We start from the raw sequence: 15733 nt of genomic DNA on the forward strand, positions 1-15733 counted from the left end.
CTGCGTCGCTCATGGCGTTGTCCGTGATGGCCGTGTCCCGATGGCGCCGGTTCAGTAACTCGCCAGAGCCGTGGGCTGGGCATTCCTGAACGTGAACACCGTGATGGGCGCCTGGGTCATGTTGCCCTTGTCGTCATAGGTGTAGGTACCCGCAACGCCCTTGTAGCTGCCCTTGTAGATTTCGGCGCCGACCTTGGCCACGTCGATGGAGTCGGCCTTGCGCATGGCCTCTCCGATCAGCATCGTCTGGTCATAGAAGGAAGCGCCGTAGGCGTCCGTATCGAGGTTGAAGCGCTTTTTGTATTTGGCCTTGAAGGCCGGCCCGCCCGCGGCCTTTTCCAGCATGGAGCCGCCTTGCGCGCAAAAAACCGTGTCGTTGACCGCGTCGCCGCCGAGCTTGCCCATTTCGGGGCTGCACAGCGTGTCGCCGCCCAGCAGCTTGGCGGGCAGGCCCAGCTGTTTCATCTGGCGCACCATGGGCGCGGCCTGCGGTGCATAGCCGCCGAAGAAGATGGCTTCCGGTTTCTGCGCCTTGAGGTTGGTCAGGATGGAGAGGAAATCCACCGCCTTGTCGGTCGTGAACTCCTGCCCGACCACGGTGAGGCCCTGTTTTTTGGCTTCCTTGACGAACTCTTCCGCAACGCCCTGACCGAATGCCGTGCGGTCGTCAATCACGCCGACCTTGCTGACCTTCAGGACCTTGGCGGCGTACACCGCCATGCTGGAGCCGATCTGTGTGTCGCTGGCAATGATCCGGAACAGGTTTTTGTAGCCGCCCTGGGTGACCTTGGGGTTGGTGCCGACGGTCGACAGCATGGCGCCGCCTTCGCTGTAGACCCGTGATGCGGGAATCGCAACGCCCGAGCAATAGGGGCCCATGACGTACTTCACTTTGCTGTCGACGAGTTTTTGGGCTGCGTTCACGCCGGCCTTGGCGTCGCACTGGTCGTCCTCCGACTGCAGTTCGAACTTGAGTGTCTTGCCGCCCACCACCATTTTTTTGGCATTGAGTTCTTCGACCGCCAGGCGAACACCGTTTTCGTTGTCCTTGCCGGCGAACGCGTTCGGCCCCGAAAGCGGGCCGGTGTGGCCGATGGCCACGACCTGTTCCTGGGCCTGTGCCGTTGACGCCAGTGCGATGGCGGCGATGCCGACAAAAGAAACGATGCTGTTGCGATGTGTCATGGATGTCTCCTCAATGCGGGTTGCGGGGTTGGAAAAATTACGCGACGGATTGGTATTGCGCCGGCCGCGTGGCCAGGGCTTTTTTGACGACGGACTCGACGAATTCGCGCTCGGCGCCTATCAGCGGCAGGCGAGGGCGGCGCATGTGCTCGGTGCCCACGCCGACCAGGGCGTCGATGAGCTTGAGGTTTTGCACCAGCTTGGTGGAGACGTCCAGGTGCAGCATGGGCGTCATCCACTGGTAGAGCTTGAGTGCCTCGGCGAATTTGCCGGCCTTCATGAGGTCGTAGAGCGCCACGGTTTCGCGCGGGAAGGCGCAGCCCACGCCGGCCAGCAGGCCGTCGCAGCCCAGCGCCAGGCCTTCGTAGGCCAGGTCATCCACGCCGAGGAAGAGCTGGTAGCGGTCGCCCACCGTGTTGCGCAGGTCGGTGATGCGGCGGATGTTGTCGGTGCTCTCCTTGATGGCGACCAGCCATTCGCAGTCGGCCAGCTCGGCCATGTGCTCGGGCTTCAGGTCGACCCGGTAGGCGACCGGGTTGTTGTAAATCATCAGCGGTTTGCGCGCGGCTTCGGCCATGGTGCGCACGTTGAGCATGGCTTCGCGTGCGTCGGCCACGTAGATCACCGAGGGCATGACCATGAAGCCGTCCACGCCGAGCTGGTTGGCGCCGGCGATGTAGCGCAGCGCCTCGCGGGTGCTGGTCTCGGACACATTGGCCAGCACCGGCACGCGGCCCTTGCTGGCGTCCAGGGCGATCTTGGCGACCTGGAGCTTTTCCTCCAGCGACAGCGTGCTGGCCTCGCCCAGTGAACCGCAGGTCACGAGGCCGTGGATGCCGTTGCGAATCTGGAAGTCGATGTGCCGGGCGGTGCCCTCGGCGTCAATGCTTTCGTCGGCGTGGAATTTGGTGGTGACTGCGGGAAAAATGCCTTGCCAGCGGGGGTTGTTCAAGGGAGTGCTCCTAAAAGGACGGGGTTGAGATTGCTTGGATGTAAATATATTAAGAAGATATTTAAATTATCTTTATAGGGTATTAAGCAGCTTGCGTGCCAGCTTTTTTAGGGGTAAAGGAGGGCGAAAAGGAGCGCGAAAGAAGCTTTTGGTGCCGTGCGGCGGCGCGCGTTGCGCTCCGGCGCCAAGGCAGTGCACCATGGCACCGCCTTGATGCATCTGTCGCCCGCAAGGGTTCGCCCGGCATCAGGGCCGGCGCGGGGGCCCAAGCCTATAATCGAATGTTCAAGTAAATCAAGCGCTTAGGTGGGTTCGACGCAGTGGGTACGACCTGAGGTCGCCGGCGGCCGGCCACCTTGCCAGACCACAAAATCCAAGATGAGCCAGCCCACCTTTACCGTCGCCGACATCCGCAAGACCTTCCTCGATTTCTTCGCGTCCAAGGGCCACACCGTGGTGCCTTCCAGCTCACTGGTGCCGGGCAACGACCCGACGCTGATGTTCACCAACTCCGGCATGGTGCAGTTCAAGGATGTGTTCCTCGGCACCGACAAGCGCCCCTATGTGCGCGCCGCGTCCGTCCAGGCCTGCCTGCGCGCCGGCGGCAAGCACAACGACCTGGAAAACGTGGGCTACACCGCGCGCCACCACACCTTCTTCGAGATGCTGGGCAACTGGAGCTTCGGCGACTACTTCAAGCGCGAATCGCTCACGTGGGCCTGGGAACTGCTGACCGTGGTCTACAAGCTGCCGCCCGAGCGCCTGCTGGCCACTGTGTATGAGGAAGACGACGAGGCCTACGACATCTGGACCAAGGAAATCGGCCTGCCGCCCGAGCGCGTCATCCGCATCGGCGACAACAAGGGCGGCCGCTACAAGTCCGACAACTTCTGGATGATGGCCGACACCGGCCCTTGCGGCCCGTGTTCGGAAATCTTCTATGACCACGGCGACCACATCCCCGGCGGCCCGCCCGGCAGCCCCGGTGAAGACGGCGACCGCTTCATCGAGATCTGGAACAACGTGTTCATGCAGTTCGACATGGCGGCCGACGGCAGTGTCACCAAACTGCCCGCGCCCTGCGTGGACACCGGCATGGGCCTGGAGCGCCTGGCCGCCATCCTGCAGCACGTGCACAGCAACTATGAAATCGACATCTTCGACGCGCTGATCAAGGCGGCGGCACGCGAGGTTTGGGGGCCAGCCAAGAGAGAGCTGAATGTTCCTGTTGATAGCGAGCCTGTTACATCGCATGACCTTAGCAACAAGAGCTTGTTCGTGATCGCCGACCACATCCGTGCCACCGCCTTCCTGGTCAGCGACGGCGTCAACCCGTCCAACGAGGGTCGCGGCTACGTGCAGCGCCGCATCATCCGCCGCGCGATCCGCCACGGCTACAAGCTGGGCAAGAAGACGCCGTTCTTCCACAAGCTGGTGGCCGACCTGGCCCGCCTGATGGGCGACGCCTACCCCAAGCTCAGGACCGACGAAGCCCGCATCACCGCCGTGCTCAAGGCCGAGGAAGAGCGCTTCTTTGAAACGCTGGAAATCGGCATGACCATCCTGGACACGGCGCTGGCCGGCGGCGCCAAGGTGCTGCCGGGCGACGTGGCCTTCAAGCTGCACGACACCTATGGCTTCCCGCTGGACCTGTCGGCCGACGTTTGCCGCGAGCGCGGCGTCGAGGTGGATGAGGCCGGCTTCAAGGCCGCGATGGACAAGCAAAAGAACCAGGCGCGCGCCGCCGGTAAGTTCAAGATGGACCGCGCGCTGGAATACACCGGCGGCGGCAACACCTTCACCGGTTACGAGCTGCTGGAAGAGCCCGCCAAGGTGGTGGCGCTCTACGCCGACGGCGTGGCCGTGCAGGCCCTTAACGCCGGGCAAAGCGGTGTGGTGGTGCTGAACACCACGCCTTTTTATGCCGAAAGCGGCGGCCAGGTCGGCGACCAGGGCCGCATCACCGCGGCCGGCGCCGGCTTCGCGGTGGACGATACGCTCAAGATCCGGGCCGATGTGTTCGGCCACCACGGCATGCAGGAAGAGGGCACGTTGAAGGTCGGCGATGCGGTGACGGCGCAGGTCAATACCGCTGTGCGCGCCGCTACCGTGCGCAACCACAGCGCCACGCACCTGATGCACAAGGCGCTGCGCGAAGTGCTGGGCGAGCACGTGCAGCAAAAGGGTTCACTCGTGAACGCCGAGCGCACGCGCTTCGACTTCGCGCACAACGCCCCGGTCACTGATGCGCAGATCCGCGAGATCGAAGCGCGTGTCAATGCCGAAATCCTCTCCAATGTGGCGACCGACGCCAGCGTGATGGCCATGGAAGATGCGCAGAAATCCGGCGCGATGATGCTCTTCGGCGAAAAGTACGGTGAGACCGTGCGCGTGCTGACGATCGGCTCCAGCAAGGAGCTCTGCGGTGGCGTTCACGTCAAACGTACCGGTGATATTGGCCTCTTCAAGATCGTGGCAGAAAGCGGCGTGGCGGCGGGTGTGCGGCGTGTGGAAGCCGTGACCGGCGAGAACGCGCTGGCCTACCTGCAGTCGCTCGAATCCACGGTGCAGGCCGCGGCCGGCTCGCTCAAGGCCAGCCCCTCGGAACTGCAGGGCCGCATCGGCCAGGTGCTGGACCAGGTCAAGCTGCTTGAGAAAGAAATCGCCGCGCTCAAGGGCAAGCTGGCATCGTCGCAAGGCGACGAGCTGCTCACGCAGGCGGTGGACGTCAAGGGCCTCAAGGTGCTGGCCGCGAAGCTCGAAGGCGCCGATGCCAAGACGCTGCGCGACACCATGGACAAGCTCAAGGACAAGCTCAAGACAGCCGTCATCGTGCTGGCCGCGGTCGACGGCGACAAGGTGCAGATCGCCGCAGGCGTGACGGCCGACAGCGTCGGCAAAGTGAAGGCCGGTGAGCTGGTCAACTTTGTGGCCCAGCAAGTGGGCGGCAAGGGCGGCGGCAAGGCCGACATGGCCATGGCCGGCGGCACCGATGCGTCCAAGCTGAGCGATGCGCTGAAGTCGGTGCAGGGCTGGGTGGCTGAGCGCGCCTGACCACCTTCCACTTTAAGAAACATCAAGGCCGGTTTCCCGAGGGAAGCCGGCCTTTTCTTTGTGTGTACTGAGGACTAGACCGCAGCCCAGAACACCGCGAACCACTGGTTCGGGTCGGTCCAATATTCGACGTGCTGGAAACCGGCCTGCCGCAGCAGCGCCGTCATGCCGTCCACCGTGTACTTGTAGGAGCATTCGGTGTGTATGCGTTCGCCGGCCTTGAAGCGGCGCTCGTGGCCGGGCCAGTGCACCGTCAGGTCGCTTCTGGCTTCCAGGTGCATCTCGATACGCGATTCGGCGGCGTTGAACAGCGCCACATGGCGCCACTGCCGCACGTCGAAGTCCGCGCCCAGCAAGCCGTTGATGTTGAGCAGCAGGTTTTTGTTGAAGGCGCCGGTCACGCCCAGTGCGTCGTCATAAGCGGCTTCCAGGCGCGCCCTGTCTTTCACCAGGTCTATGCCCAGCAACAGCCCTCGCGCTTTGCCCTGAGCCGGGTCGGCGATGTGCCGCAGGAATTGCAGGGCCTGCGCGGGATGGAAGTTGCCCAGGCTGGAACCCGGATAGAAAAACACCCGCTCATGCGCCTGGACTTCATCGGGCAGCGCCAGCCCGGCCGAGAAGTCCATGCCCAGGCCGACGATGTCCAGCGCCGGAAAGCTGTTTTGCACCTGCTCGGCGGCATCGCGCAGAAAGTCGACGGAAATGTCGACGGGCACGTACTGGCGCGGCTGCAGGTGGGGAATCAGCGTGACGGCCTTGGCGCAGTTGCCCGCACCCAGGTCGATCAGGCAGGGCCTGCGTATGCCTGCTTCCGCCAGCGTCGCGGCGATATGCCCGTGCGCCGCCTCGAAGATGCCGGCTTCGGTCCGCGTGGGGTAGTACTCGTCCAGGCCGGTGATGGCCTCGAAGAGCCTGGAGCCCAGTTCGTTGTAGAAAAATTTGGGCGACACATGGGCCGCCGCGGCCAGCAGTCCGTCCGTCAGCTCCTGCGTCGTCGCGTGCACCGCCTGCGCGTCGCTGTCCGGACGGTAGAGGGCGATGAATTGCGGCGAGGCGGGAGGCAGCTGGAGCGAAAGGGCCGAGATGTTGAGTGGGAGGTTCAAGATTCGCCTTGGCTACGGTTAGTTGGTTATGTCGTTATGACGTTAGATTTAAAAGCTGTTTGGAAAGGACGTTTGTAGGACTGAATCGCTTTGGGGGCAAGAGGCCGCTTGCCATTTCCCGCCCTATATAGGGTTTGCGGTGGGCACCGGGGCTGGGATGCCCCTGGCGCCCGCCTTTTGGTCGCCGCAGGCTGCGATTTCTTACAAAAAGGTAAAAAGGTAAAAGGTAAAAAAGTTAGATGCCCGGCGCCTTCACTTTTCATGATCGGTGGGTGGTTACAGTGGAGGTATCTTTACCCCTCACGTCCACTGAGAAACCTCCATGACAACAGCCCATGCCACCGCCGCCATCCCCTTCCATCTCGCCTTTCCGGTCCATGACATCGCCGCGGCGCGCCGGTTTTACGGCGATGTGCTGGGTTGCCCCGAAGGCCGTAGCTCCAACGAATGGGTGGACTTCAATTTCTACGGCCACCAGATCGTGGCCCACCTCGCGCCGGACGAATGCGGCCACAAGCAGACCAGCGCGGTAGACGGCCACAACGTTCCCGTACGCCACTTCGGCGCGGTGCTGCCCATGCCGGTATGGGAAGCGCTGGCCGCCAAGCTCACGGCCGCCGGCACCGATTTTGTGATCGAGCCGCATATCCGCTTCAAGGGCGAACCCGGCGAACAGGCCACCATGTTTTTCCTGGATCCGTCCGGCAATGCGCTGGAATTCAAGGCCTTCGCGACGCTGGAAAACCTCTTCGCCAAATAAACGGGCTCCCGCTCATGTCCCTGGCGCTTTCTTCCCGCCGTCAATTCCTGCAGGCTGCGATCACGGCAAGCGCCGGCACCGCCTGGTTCCAGGCCCGAGGGCAGGGCCTCACTGGTCCGGCCTATGAAGTGAGCCCCTGGGGCGGCCCGGTGTCGGCCCTGGGTCTGGTCGACACCACCGGCAAGACATGGCACCCCGCAGACCTGCGCGGCCGTGCCGTGCTGCTGAATTTCTGGGCCAGCTGGTGCGAACCCTGCCGCGCCGAGATGCCCACGCTGCAACAGGTCGCCGACTTTTACGGATCCGACAAGCTGTTGGTGCTGGCCATTAACTTCAAGGAGCCGGCCGCGCGCGCACTGCAGTTCGCCAAAACCACCGGCGTGACCTTGCCCGTCCTGCTGGACCTCAAGGGCGAGACAGCCCGCCGATGGGGCGTGAAGGTGTTCCCGACGACGCTGATGATGGACAGCGCGGGCCAGCCGCGCTTTCGTGTGAAGGGCGAGGTCGACTGGACCGGCCCTGCGGCCGAAAAACTGATCGCCGGGCTGCTGAAACCCTGAGTTCATCGCCGCCGGCAAGGCAAAGGCGATAATCGCAAGCTGACATCCCGGGGCATCTTTACCTGTCGCGGTGCACGTCATCCTCACCCCACCCGGAGATCCTGAATGACCACCGTACGCCGAGCCTTTCTGAAAAACGGCGCTGCCGCCGCCATGGCCGCCGCCCTGCCTTCCCTCAACTTCGCCCAGACGGCGCCCGCGCCCAGCCGCGGCCACTTCGCGCCCCAAAGCGGCGCCTGGCGCACGTTTGACGTGACCACGCGCGTGGACATCGTCAAGCCGCAAGGCATGACCAAGGTCTGGCTGCCGATTCCCTCGGTCAACAGCGACTACCAGCATTCGCTGGGCAACAGCTTCTCAAGCAACGGCAGCACACAGCTGACGCAAGACGGCCGCGATGGTGCCAAGATGCTTTATGTTGAATTCCCGGCCAGCGAAGCCAAGCCCTTTGTGGAGCTGACCAGCCGCGTGCAGACCCAGGGCCGTGCCATCGACTGGTCGCAAAAAGCCGCGCCGGCCGAAAGCGCCGACACGCTGCGCTACTTCACCCGCCCGACCACCCTGATCCCGACCGACGGCATCGTGCGCAAGACCGCAGTGGCGGCCACGCAAGGCGCGAAGACCGACGTCGAGAAAGCGCAAAAACTCTATGACTGGATCGTCGCGAACACCTACCGCGAACCCAAGGTGCGTGGCTGCGGCGAAGGCGACATCAAGACCATGCTGGAAACCGGCAACCTGGGCGGCAAGTGCGCCGACCTGAACGCGCTGTTCGTCGGCCTGTGCCGCTCGGTCGGCCTGCCGGCGCGCGACGTCTACGGCATCCGCCTGGTGCCTTCGGCCTTCGGCTACAAGGAACTCTCGGGCAACCCAGCCAGCCTCAAGGGCGCGCAGCATTGCCGCTCCGAGGTCTACCTCAAGGGCCACGGCTGGGTGGCCATGGACCCGGCCGACGTGGCCAAGGTCATGCGCCTCGAAACCGCCGACTGGATCAAGACCACCACCAACCCGGTGGTCGCGCCCGTCAACAAGGCGCTGTTCGGCGGCTGGGAAGGCAACTGGATGGCCTACAACACCGCGCATGACCTGGCCCTGCCGAAGTCGGCTGGCGAGAAGCTGGGTTTCTTTATGTACCCGATTGGCGAGAACGCCGCCGGGCGCTTTGATTCCTACGCGCCTGATGATTTCAAGTACCAGATCACTGCAAAAGAGGTCAAGGCCTAAGCATCCTCGTTGCGTGCAGCTTAAAAAGGGCTGGTGATGCAGGAAACAGTGGGACAGCAATTGGAGCTGGCGATTTTTAAGGACGGCTTGCTGCGGGGCGCTTTCATCGTCTGGATCATGTCGTCAACTTGCTCTACGCAAAAAGCTGTGTGACTGGGCTAAAAATTGCGGGGCTTCACGAAATTTTTTAGCTGCATGTATTTGCAGTACATACACGTGAGGCCCGGCATGCAAGCGGCTTACAGGAGTTTTGAATGTCCAGATTAGATTGCAAGCGCCAGGCTATACCGCAGGTTTTGCGGCATACATTACGTTAGAGCCCACATGCACACCGTCGAAATCGATCGAGATCGTCCAGATTTCCGTGTCCTTGTTGATCTGCTATACGGCCACGGCCGAAATGTAGATACGGAGGGCAACTTATACCCCGTTAACAGTCGCACCTGGACAGAGCTCTACATCAAAAACAGGGAGAGCAACGATCCAGCCGTTGACATCGCACTCCGTGAAGGGGCCCCTGCACCGTTTGAGATCACATCTGGTTCATCTAGGCTCGAAGAGCTCGCTGCCTTGTATCTATGCATTTTCTGTGGGCAATCGCTCTGCCATGAAGGCGTATGCCTCCCGCCGGAGCGCATTTCTCAGCTACGCACTACGTACGCAATGGAGCTTGCCCGTGCAGAAGCGTCGGTTTGGCACCAATCTTCGGATGCGTACCCTTATCCCAATGGGCTCTAACCCTTCCATCGAGGGGACGTCCAACATCCGGCTTCGCCGGCTGTCGGCCGCCCTTCATGTCAAACGTTAGGCGGCACATGAAACTGTACTCGTTACTCGTCACGATGATTTTCCTAGGCTTCGTGCCTCTCGCTTTGTGCCAGCCGAAGGGCGAGCCAACCAATATTTGTGAGACTGGACCCCTTACCAGGCAGTACGGAGGAACGGAGTGGTATGTGTACAGCTGCAGCGATAGTCGCTCACTTGTAGTCGTCGCTTCCCCCAACAATCCTGCGGCCAAACCGAACGCCTTCATTGTTTCTTCGAAAGATGGCGTTAAGCGACTCAACGGTGCCGGAGAAATGATGGGCACAGTTCTCGCCACATATGACGATCTGAAAGCACTCAAGCAGGCAGATATTTCGGCTCTTATCACTGACACGAAGAATCAGACTCGCTCTTCGGTGAAGAACAATCGGTAACGCCGCCTAATGATTCATTTAGGCCGAAGCCGCTTCGCGGCTCGGCTTAATTCAGGCGTTAGGCCTCTAATCACCACAGTCGTAGCAGGAAAGGAAAGCGCATGAACAACGAAAAAATTGAAGACGTACTCTCTGAAAATCTTGGAGAAGGCTACCGAATCGTTCGGGACAGTGGAGAGCTGTCGCCGGCAATCGAATGGGTTGATTGGGCACAGAAATCTGACGATGAAAAAGATATTCGAGTTGAAGTCCATTTTGATGATGGCAGTGATGAAGTCTTTGAAAGAGGCGTAAAGCTGCGACAAATTTGGCATGAGGACGTGTAGGTTTTTACACGTCATGGGTATATGACTAACATTGCATTCAACCCGGGCGCACCTGCGGCGCGCCGGCTAATCCAGGCGTTGGAGCGCATATGGTGAACGATCACGATTCCACCAAGCTAACCGCGTTATCCATGCTGCTTCGAGTCGTGATTGCCGCAATCGGAGTTTTTATTGGTCTATTTTTCCTTGTAATCATTGGACTTACGGGCAGCAGCATCTACGCGCCGCGCCTTGCCATCGAAATATCCAAAGTGGCCATTTTGGTCGCGACAGCTTCCATCTTTGTTTGCTGCATGACTCCCCCTAAGATTCTTCGCGGGAGATCTGCCCAAGCGAGAGCCTTTAAGTACTTGCTCGTGTTTCTTGCTGCTCAGCCACTGATAACCATACCAATTGCATACAAATTCTTTCGGCATGCGCTCTAACAATTCATTAAACGGGAAAATTCGCCATGGCGCATCTGCTGGTAGGGAACATGGCAGTTAGCTGCTTGCCCGGCACGGACATGCAACGGCAGGAGGCCGCTGCGCGGGACATGTTGTATGCCGGGCAGCGGCAACGTTGGGTAACACATGGCTGGAGAGCACGGCATGACTGAAAGCGACGAGCAGGACCTTCGGTGTGAGTTCGAAGCAGGCGACGACACGTTCCTCGGAATCGCCATGAACGGGTGTTGGTCCACCGCCCGGTTAGCGCGGCTGGCTAGATTGATGCGCCAAGCCTGCCTCGAATCGGAAGACACGGTTCTGCTTCACCGCTGGGCGGCGTCGGGCTTCTACGAGGTAGATACCAATCTCGACCACTATCTTCCAGCAGGATGTCGCGTTGATGAAGACCTCATCTCAGACGTGAAGGAGCACTTCATGCTGCTCACAGCTTGGTATTTTTCTGGCGAACGCACCATGGGCCCCGCCGAGCTCGAGGAGGAACTTCAAGCCATCCTCGAGCGTGGGCCTGCGCTGCGCCAGGACAATGCTCAGTCTTAGCTATGCGCGGTCGTCCAATCTGCGGTCAACCGGACGGCCTCCGGCTGCCGGTTACCGGTTACCTTCACGTTAGGCCTCAGAAAGTCCATCCATGCCAAGAAAATTCACGCCAGTAAAGCAGGTTGCCATCCCGTCGCAGTCTGCCGTCGCTACTGTATTCAAGTCGGTGAATCTCGCGGACGCATTTTCGGTTCAACTTCCTTCTGACGCCTCTATTGATCCAGATGTCCTGGCCCGATTCATCTTCTCGGTGCAGCCATCCTGGATCGGCGCGCTCACCAACGTCCGGGATGCAATCGTTGCGGGATTGGGTCTGAAGACCGCCAGACACCTCGCAACGCTCTCAAGTGACGCCACAGCCCCCCGCATCAGCATCTTCAGGGTCTTCGGCACCAGCGAAACTGAGGTCGTTCTAGGCGAGAACGACAAACATCTTGACTTCCGGCTGTCAATTCTTTGTACACCAGGCTCGCCGCCAGATACCGGGAACCAACTGACCCTGTCAACCGTCGTTCACTGCCACAACCTTTTGGGTCGAACCTACTTGTCGGTCATCGCTCCCTTTCACCGCCAGGTTGTGAAAGCCAGTCTTCGTCGTGCGGCAGACCTTGGGTGGCCCAAGGCAAGTGCGTAGAGGGGGGGGCTGGCCTTTGGATAGGGTGGCCCTGTCAGTGCCTCTCACCCTCGTCTGATCAAGGCGGTAGGTCCCGCAGCGCCAGCCGGCTTTCAAAGCGTCGCTGCTCGCCTGTCACCGGGTCCATGAACGCAATGGATTTGGCCAGCAGCTGCAGCGGAAAGCGGTAATCGTCGTCCGGCGTGTGGTCCACCGGCGGGTACATGCGGTCGTTGAGCAGCGGCAGGCCGAGCGCATTCATGTGCACGCGCAGCTGGTGCTTCTTGCCCGTCACGGGGCTGAGGGCATACAGCGCATGGTCGCCGCGCACTTCGATCACATCGATCTGCGTTTTGCTGTTGGTTTCGCCGGGCACTTCACGTTGCCGGAAAAAAGGCTCGTCTTCGACGATGCGGCTTTCGCGCGTGAGGGGAAAGCCGATGTCCCCGCGCCATGGCGCCACCGCTTCGTAGTGCTTGGTCACTTCATGCCGGCGGAACAGTGACTGGTAGGCGTCGCGCTCCCCCGGGTTGACCGAAAACAGCACCAGGCCCGCGGTTTCACGGTCAATGCGGTGGATGGGCACCAGGCCGTCGATGCCGAGCTTGTTCTTCAGGCGCACCAGCAGCGTTTCCTGCAGATAGCTGCCCGAGGGCGTGACCGGCAAAAAGTGCGGCTTGTCGGCCACCACCAGGTGTTCGTCCTGGAACAGCACGGTCTCTTCAAACGGGATGCGGGGTTCTTCGTCCAGTGCGCGGTAGTAATACACGCGCATGTGGCCGCGGTAGGGGCGTTCGGCGGTAACGGCTTCGCCGAATTCATCGACCACCAGGCCGTCCTGCATGCGCTGCAGCCATACCTCGCGCGATATGGCCGGGAAGCGCTCCACCAGAAAATCGGTGATGCTGGGCCAGCTGCCGGCCGGCAGCCCGACGCAGCTGGGGCTGATGCCGGCCCGCGTGGCCAAACCATGCAGCCCGAGCTTGGGTGTCTTGCTCACACCCGCACAGCCGGGAGATCAGGCACGCACAAACACCACGTCCCAGACGCCGTGCCCCAGCTTGATGCCGCGGTTTTCAAATTTGGTCAAAGGCCGGTAGGCCGGCTTGGGTGCATAGCCACCGGCGCTGCCGTCCGCGGTGTTTTTCAGCAGTGGTTCGGCGGCCAGCACCTCGAGGATCTGCTCGGCATAGGGTTGCCAGTCGGTGGCGCAGTGCAGGTAGCCGCCAGGCTTGAGGCGGGCCGCCAGCTTGGCGACCAGCGGCGCCTGGATCAGGCGGCGCTTGTTGTGGCGTTTTTTGTGCCAGGGGTCGGGAAAGAAAATATGCACGCCGTCCAGGCTGGCCGGCGGAAGCATGTTGTCTATCACTTCGACGGCGTCATGTTGCAGGATGCGGATGTTGGCCAGGCCCTGTTCGCTGATGCGCTTGAGCAGCGCGCCCACACCCGGGGTGTGCACCTCGCAGCACAGGAAATTTTTTTCGGGCATCAGGGCGGCGATGTGGGCCGTCGCCTCGCCCATGCCGAAGCCAATCTCGAGGATGGTGGGGGCCGAACGCTGGAAGACGGCCTCGAAGTCCGCCGGCGCCGCCGTATAGGGCAGCAGGAACTGCGGGCCCACGTCTGCAAAGGCCTTGGCCTGGCCGATGGTGGTGCGGCCGGTGCGCCGCACAAAGCTGCGGATATTGCGGGGGGCGCCCGGCTCGGCGGCCGTGCCTTCGGCGGGCTGGTCGGGGAGGGTGGCGGGCGGGGTGGGGGAGTTGGTGTCTGTCACCGCTTGATTTTAAGTCGGTCCGCCCACAGCGGCACGGCCTGCCCCAGCCAATCCTGTGGCGTGGCGGCGCTGGTGAGCGATGGCAGGCCGAGAACGGCACCCGCCTGCCGCAGCAGGGCCAGCGGCTCGCGCGTGTCCAGCGCCTGTGCGCCGTTCTGTTTGGAGAGCTTTTCGCCGTTGGCGCCCAGCACCAGCGGCGTGTGCAGGTAACGCGGCAGCGGCAGGCCCAGCGCGCGCTGCAGCAGGATTTGCCGTGCCGTGTTGTCGGCCAGGTCTTCGCCGCGCACGATGTCCGTGATGCCCTGGGCCGCGTCGTCGACCACCACGGCCAGCTGGTAGGCCCACAGGCCGTCGGCGCGCTTGAGCACAAAGTCGCCGACTTCATGGGCGACGTCCTGCGACTGCGGGCCGAGCAGGCGGTCCTGCCAGCTGACAGGCGCATGCGCTTGCGTGTCCAGCCGCCAGGCGCGTGCGGGGCGTCCGTGCAGGCCGCCGCGGCAGGTGCCGGGATAGACCAGTTCGCCATGGCGTTCGCGCGCCTGCCCTGAAGCCGCCAGCGCACGGGCGATGTCCTGGCGCGTGCAGGCGCAGGGGTAGGCCAGCCCGCGGGCGATCAATGAATCCAGCGCCTGTTGGTATGAGTCGCTGCGCTGCGACTGGTAGACGGGCGGCTCGTCGGGCACAAAGCCGCATTGGGCCAGTTGTTCAAGAATGATGAGGTCGGCGCCGGGCGCGCAACGCGGCGTGTCAACGTCTTCGATGCGCACCAGCCAGCGGCCCTGGTGCGCGCGCGCATCGAGCCAGCTGGCCAGGGCAGCTACGAGTGAGCCGGCATGTAGCGGGCCTGTCGGGGAGGGGGCGAAGCGGCCCCGGTATGCGGCCTCCACGCCGATATCGCTACCTGGGTTCAGGCCAGCTCGAGAGCCATTTCAAGGCCCGACACAAACCCGTCTTCCACGCGGTGCCCCAGGCACCAGTCGCCGCAGGCGCCTATGCCCGATTTGGCGTCCCATGCATGGGTTTTTCCCAGAGGCTGCAGGGTCTGGGCATGGCGCCAGCGGTGTACCACGGCATGGGGCGGCGCGGCGCGTATGCCGGTGACTTCGGTGAAGGCTTTGAGCAGCTTGGCCTTGACGCGCTCGGCGTCGTCTTCGAGGTGGCGCTGCGACCAGTCGGGGCTGGCCTGCACGGTCCAGCGCTCGATGGGGCTGCGCCCGGGCTTGGACGACTCGCGCGCCAGCCAGGCGATGCGGTGATGGGTGCTGCGCGCGGCGTTCCAGTGCGGGCCCAGGTGGACCATCGTGGGTTGCATGGCCTGGGGGAAGGCCAGCATCAAGGTCCAGCAAGGCGCCACGCTGACCTTGGACAACTCGGCCATCAGCGGTTTTCCCTGCTGCGAGCTCAGCAGCAGCGCATGCGCCTGCGGCGAGGGCAGGGCCAGCACCACGGCGTCAAAACCCGAATGCACCAGGCTGCCGGCGCCCGGGCCTTCGGTCTGCAGCTGCCATTGCTCGGGGTGCAGCTTGTCGCGCTCCAGCCTGATCACTTCGGTTTCAAGCTGCAGGCGACCCGCGGCCGCCAGGGGCTGCGCCCATTGGCGCACCAGTGCGTTCATGCCCGGCGTGGCGACCCAGTGCGCCTCTTTGGGCGGCAGCGCCGAGGCGACGACGCGGCCCAGCTCGTCCAGGATGCGCACGGTGTTGGCGCTCCAGGGCCGCACCAGCCCGGACGCCGTGGCCAGGGCTTTTTCGAAACGCGGGTCGCGCGCGGTGAAGTACTGCGTGCCGTGGTCGAAGCCGCCGAATTCGCTGTCCCGGGTGGCCATGCGGCCGCCGGCTTCGCGGTTTTTCTCGAATACCGTGACCTCATGCCCGGCCTGGGCCAGCGTGCGCGCGCAGGCAATGCCGGCGATGCCGGCGCCGATGACGGCGATGCGGCGCCGGGCCGCGGATTCAGGGAGGGGGAGGGCAGAATTTTTTTTCATGTCTGAGGTCTTT

The 15733-nt window shown here is 62.6% G+C and carries 15 protein-coding genes; 8 read left to right on the forward strand and 7 right to left on the reverse strand.

Annotated elements, in window-relative coordinates; all coding sequences use genetic code 11:
• Window positions 1-51: 51 nt before the first annotated feature.
• Entirely contained in the window at window positions 52-1185 is a 1134-nt protein-coding gene (locus AC1D0O_RS22155; protein ID WP_477655655.1) for a branched-chain amino acid ABC transporter substrate-binding protein, read from the reverse strand.
• A gap of 37 nt (window positions 1186-1222) precedes the next feature.
• Window positions 1223-2137 (reverse strand): dihydrodipicolinate synthase family protein, encoded by a 915-nt coding sequence (locus tag AC1D0O_RS22160; RefSeq protein ID WP_477655656.1) that lies wholly within the window; start codon window positions 2135-2137, stop codon window positions 1223-1225.
• A 378-nt stretch (window positions 2138-2515) separates the two neighbouring features.
• On the opposite strand from AC1D0O_RS22160, the gene alaS reads away from it, so the two are divergent.
• Window positions 2516-5191 carry an alanine--tRNA ligase gene (gene alaS, locus AC1D0O_RS22165; RefSeq protein ID WP_477655657.1) on the forward strand — a complete coding sequence of 892 codons (2676 nt, stop codon included), beginning with the start codon at window positions 2516-2518 and terminating at the stop codon, window positions 5189-5191.
• A 74-nt stretch (window positions 5192-5265) separates the two neighbouring features.
• On the opposite strand, the gene egtD is transcribed toward alaS, so the two are convergent.
• Window positions 5266-6294 (reverse strand): L-histidine N(alpha)-methyltransferase, encoded by a 1029-nt coding sequence (egtD, locus tag AC1D0O_RS22170; protein WP_477655658.1) that lies wholly within the window; start codon window positions 6292-6294, stop codon window positions 5266-5268.
• 322 nt (window positions 6295-6616) lie between these two features.
• On the opposite strand from egtD, the gene AC1D0O_RS22175 reads away from it, so the two are divergent.
• The 7 genes from AC1D0O_RS22175 (at window position 6617) to AC1D0O_RS22205 (ending at window position 11983) form a co-directional block, all read left to right on the forward strand.
• Window positions 6617-7054, forward strand: a complete 438-nt coding sequence (locus AC1D0O_RS22175) for a VOC family protein (RefSeq protein WP_477655659.1) — start codon at window positions 6617-6619, stop codon at window positions 7052-7054.
• 14 nt (window positions 7055-7068) lie between these two features.
• Window positions 7069-7614 (forward strand): TlpA family protein disulfide reductase, encoded by a 546-nt coding sequence (locus AC1D0O_RS22180; RefSeq protein WP_477655660.1) that lies wholly within the window; start codon window positions 7069-7071, stop codon window positions 7612-7614.
• Window positions 7615-7719: 105 nt separating this feature from the next.
• Window positions 7720-8838, forward strand: a complete 1119-nt coding sequence (locus AC1D0O_RS22185; RefSeq protein WP_477655661.1) for a transglutaminase-like domain-containing protein — start codon at window positions 7720-7722, stop codon at window positions 8836-8838.
• A gap of 815 nt (window positions 8839-9653) precedes the next feature.
• Window positions 9654-10037 (forward strand): hypothetical protein, encoded by a 384-nt coding sequence (locus tag AC1D0O_RS22190; protein ID WP_477655662.1) that lies wholly within the window; start codon window positions 9654-9656, stop codon window positions 10035-10037.
• A 101-nt stretch (window positions 10038-10138) separates the two neighbouring features.
• Complete coding sequence (locus AC1D0O_RS22195; protein WP_477655663.1) at window positions 10139-10363, forward strand: hypothetical protein; 225 nt, start codon at window positions 10139-10141, stop codon at window positions 10361-10363.
• Between the two features lie 590 nt (window positions 10364-10953).
• The gene (locus AC1D0O_RS22200) at window positions 10954-11349 is read left to right on the forward strand and encodes a hypothetical protein (protein WP_477655664.1); all 396 of its coding nucleotides are present in this window, start codon (window positions 10954-10956) and stop codon (window positions 11347-11349) included.
• A gap of 91 nt (window positions 11350-11440) precedes the next feature.
• Entirely contained in the window at window positions 11441-11983 is a 543-nt protein-coding gene (locus AC1D0O_RS22205; protein ID WP_477655665.1) for a DUF2867 domain-containing protein, read from the forward strand.
• Window positions 11984-12041: 58 nt separating this feature from the next.
• Here the strand turns inward: AC1D0O_RS22205 and AC1D0O_RS22210 are convergent, their stop codons facing one another.
• Genes AC1D0O_RS22210 through AC1D0O_RS22225 form a run of 4 tightly spaced genes read right to left on the reverse strand, consistent with a single transcriptional unit; the run spans window position 12042 to window position 15720 of the window.
• Entirely contained in the window at window positions 12042-12962 is a 921-nt protein-coding gene (locus AC1D0O_RS22210) for an RluA family pseudouridine synthase (RefSeq protein ID WP_477655666.1), read from the reverse strand.
• 18 nt (window positions 12963-12980) lie between these two features.
• A complete protein-coding gene (gene trmB / locus AC1D0O_RS22215; protein WP_477655667.1) occupies window positions 12981-13736 on the reverse strand; it encodes a tRNA (guanosine(46)-N7)-methyltransferase TrmB in 756 nt (251 codons plus the stop codon).
• Window positions 13733-14623, reverse strand: coding sequence for a tRNA glutamyl-Q(34) synthetase GluQRS (gene gluQRS, locus AC1D0O_RS22220; RefSeq protein ID WP_477655668.1), 891 nt, complete (start codon window positions 14621-14623; stop codon window positions 13733-13735). Before gluQRS ends, trmB begins: the two co-directional genes overlap by 4 nt.
• A gap of 20 nt (window positions 14624-14643) precedes the next feature.
• Entirely contained in the window at window positions 14644-15720 is a 1077-nt protein-coding gene (locus AC1D0O_RS22225) for an NAD(P)/FAD-dependent oxidoreductase (protein WP_477655669.1), read from the reverse strand.
• Window positions 15721-15733: the final 13 nt, after the last annotated feature.

Source organism: Polaromonas sp. P1_F2, from assembly GCF_056405735.1.

Coding starts and splice junctions, on each gene's coding strand:
- AC1D0O_RS22180 (WP_477655660.1), top strand. CDS start 7,069: ATGTCCCTGGCGCTTTCTTCCCGCCGTCAATTCCTGCAGGCTGCGATC.
- AC1D0O_RS22175 (WP_477655659.1), top strand. CDS start 6,617: ATGACAACAGCCCATGCCACCGCCGCCATCCCCTTCCATCTCGCCTTT.
- AC1D0O_RS22190 (WP_477655662.1), top strand. CDS start 9,654: ATGAAACTGTACTCGTTACTCGTCACGATGATTTTCCTAGGCTTCGTG.
- AC1D0O_RS22225 (WP_477655669.1), bottom strand. CDS start 15,720: ATGAAAAAAAATTCTGCCCTCCCCCTCCCTGAATCCGCGGCCCGGCGC.
- AC1D0O_RS22200 (WP_477655664.1), top strand. CDS start 10,954: ATGACTGAAAGCGACGAGCAGGACCTTCGGTGTGAGTTCGAAGCAGGC.
- AC1D0O_RS22185 (WP_477655661.1), top strand. CDS start 7,720: ATGACCACCGTACGCCGAGCCTTTCTGAAAAACGGCGCTGCCGCCGCC.
- alaS (WP_477655657.1), top strand. CDS start 2,516: ATGAGCCAGCCCACCTTTACCGTCGCCGACATCCGCAAGACCTTCCTC.
- AC1D0O_RS22155 (WP_477655655.1), bottom strand. CDS start 1,185: ATGACACATCGCAACAGCATCGTTTCTTTTGTCGGCATCGCCGCCATC.
- AC1D0O_RS22195 (WP_477655663.1), top strand. CDS start 10,139: ATGAACAACGAAAAAATTGAAGACGTACTCTCTGAAAATCTTGGAGAA.
- AC1D0O_RS22205 (WP_477655665.1), top strand. CDS start 11,441: ATGCCAAGAAAATTCACGCCAGTAAAGCAGGTTGCCATCCCGTCGCAG.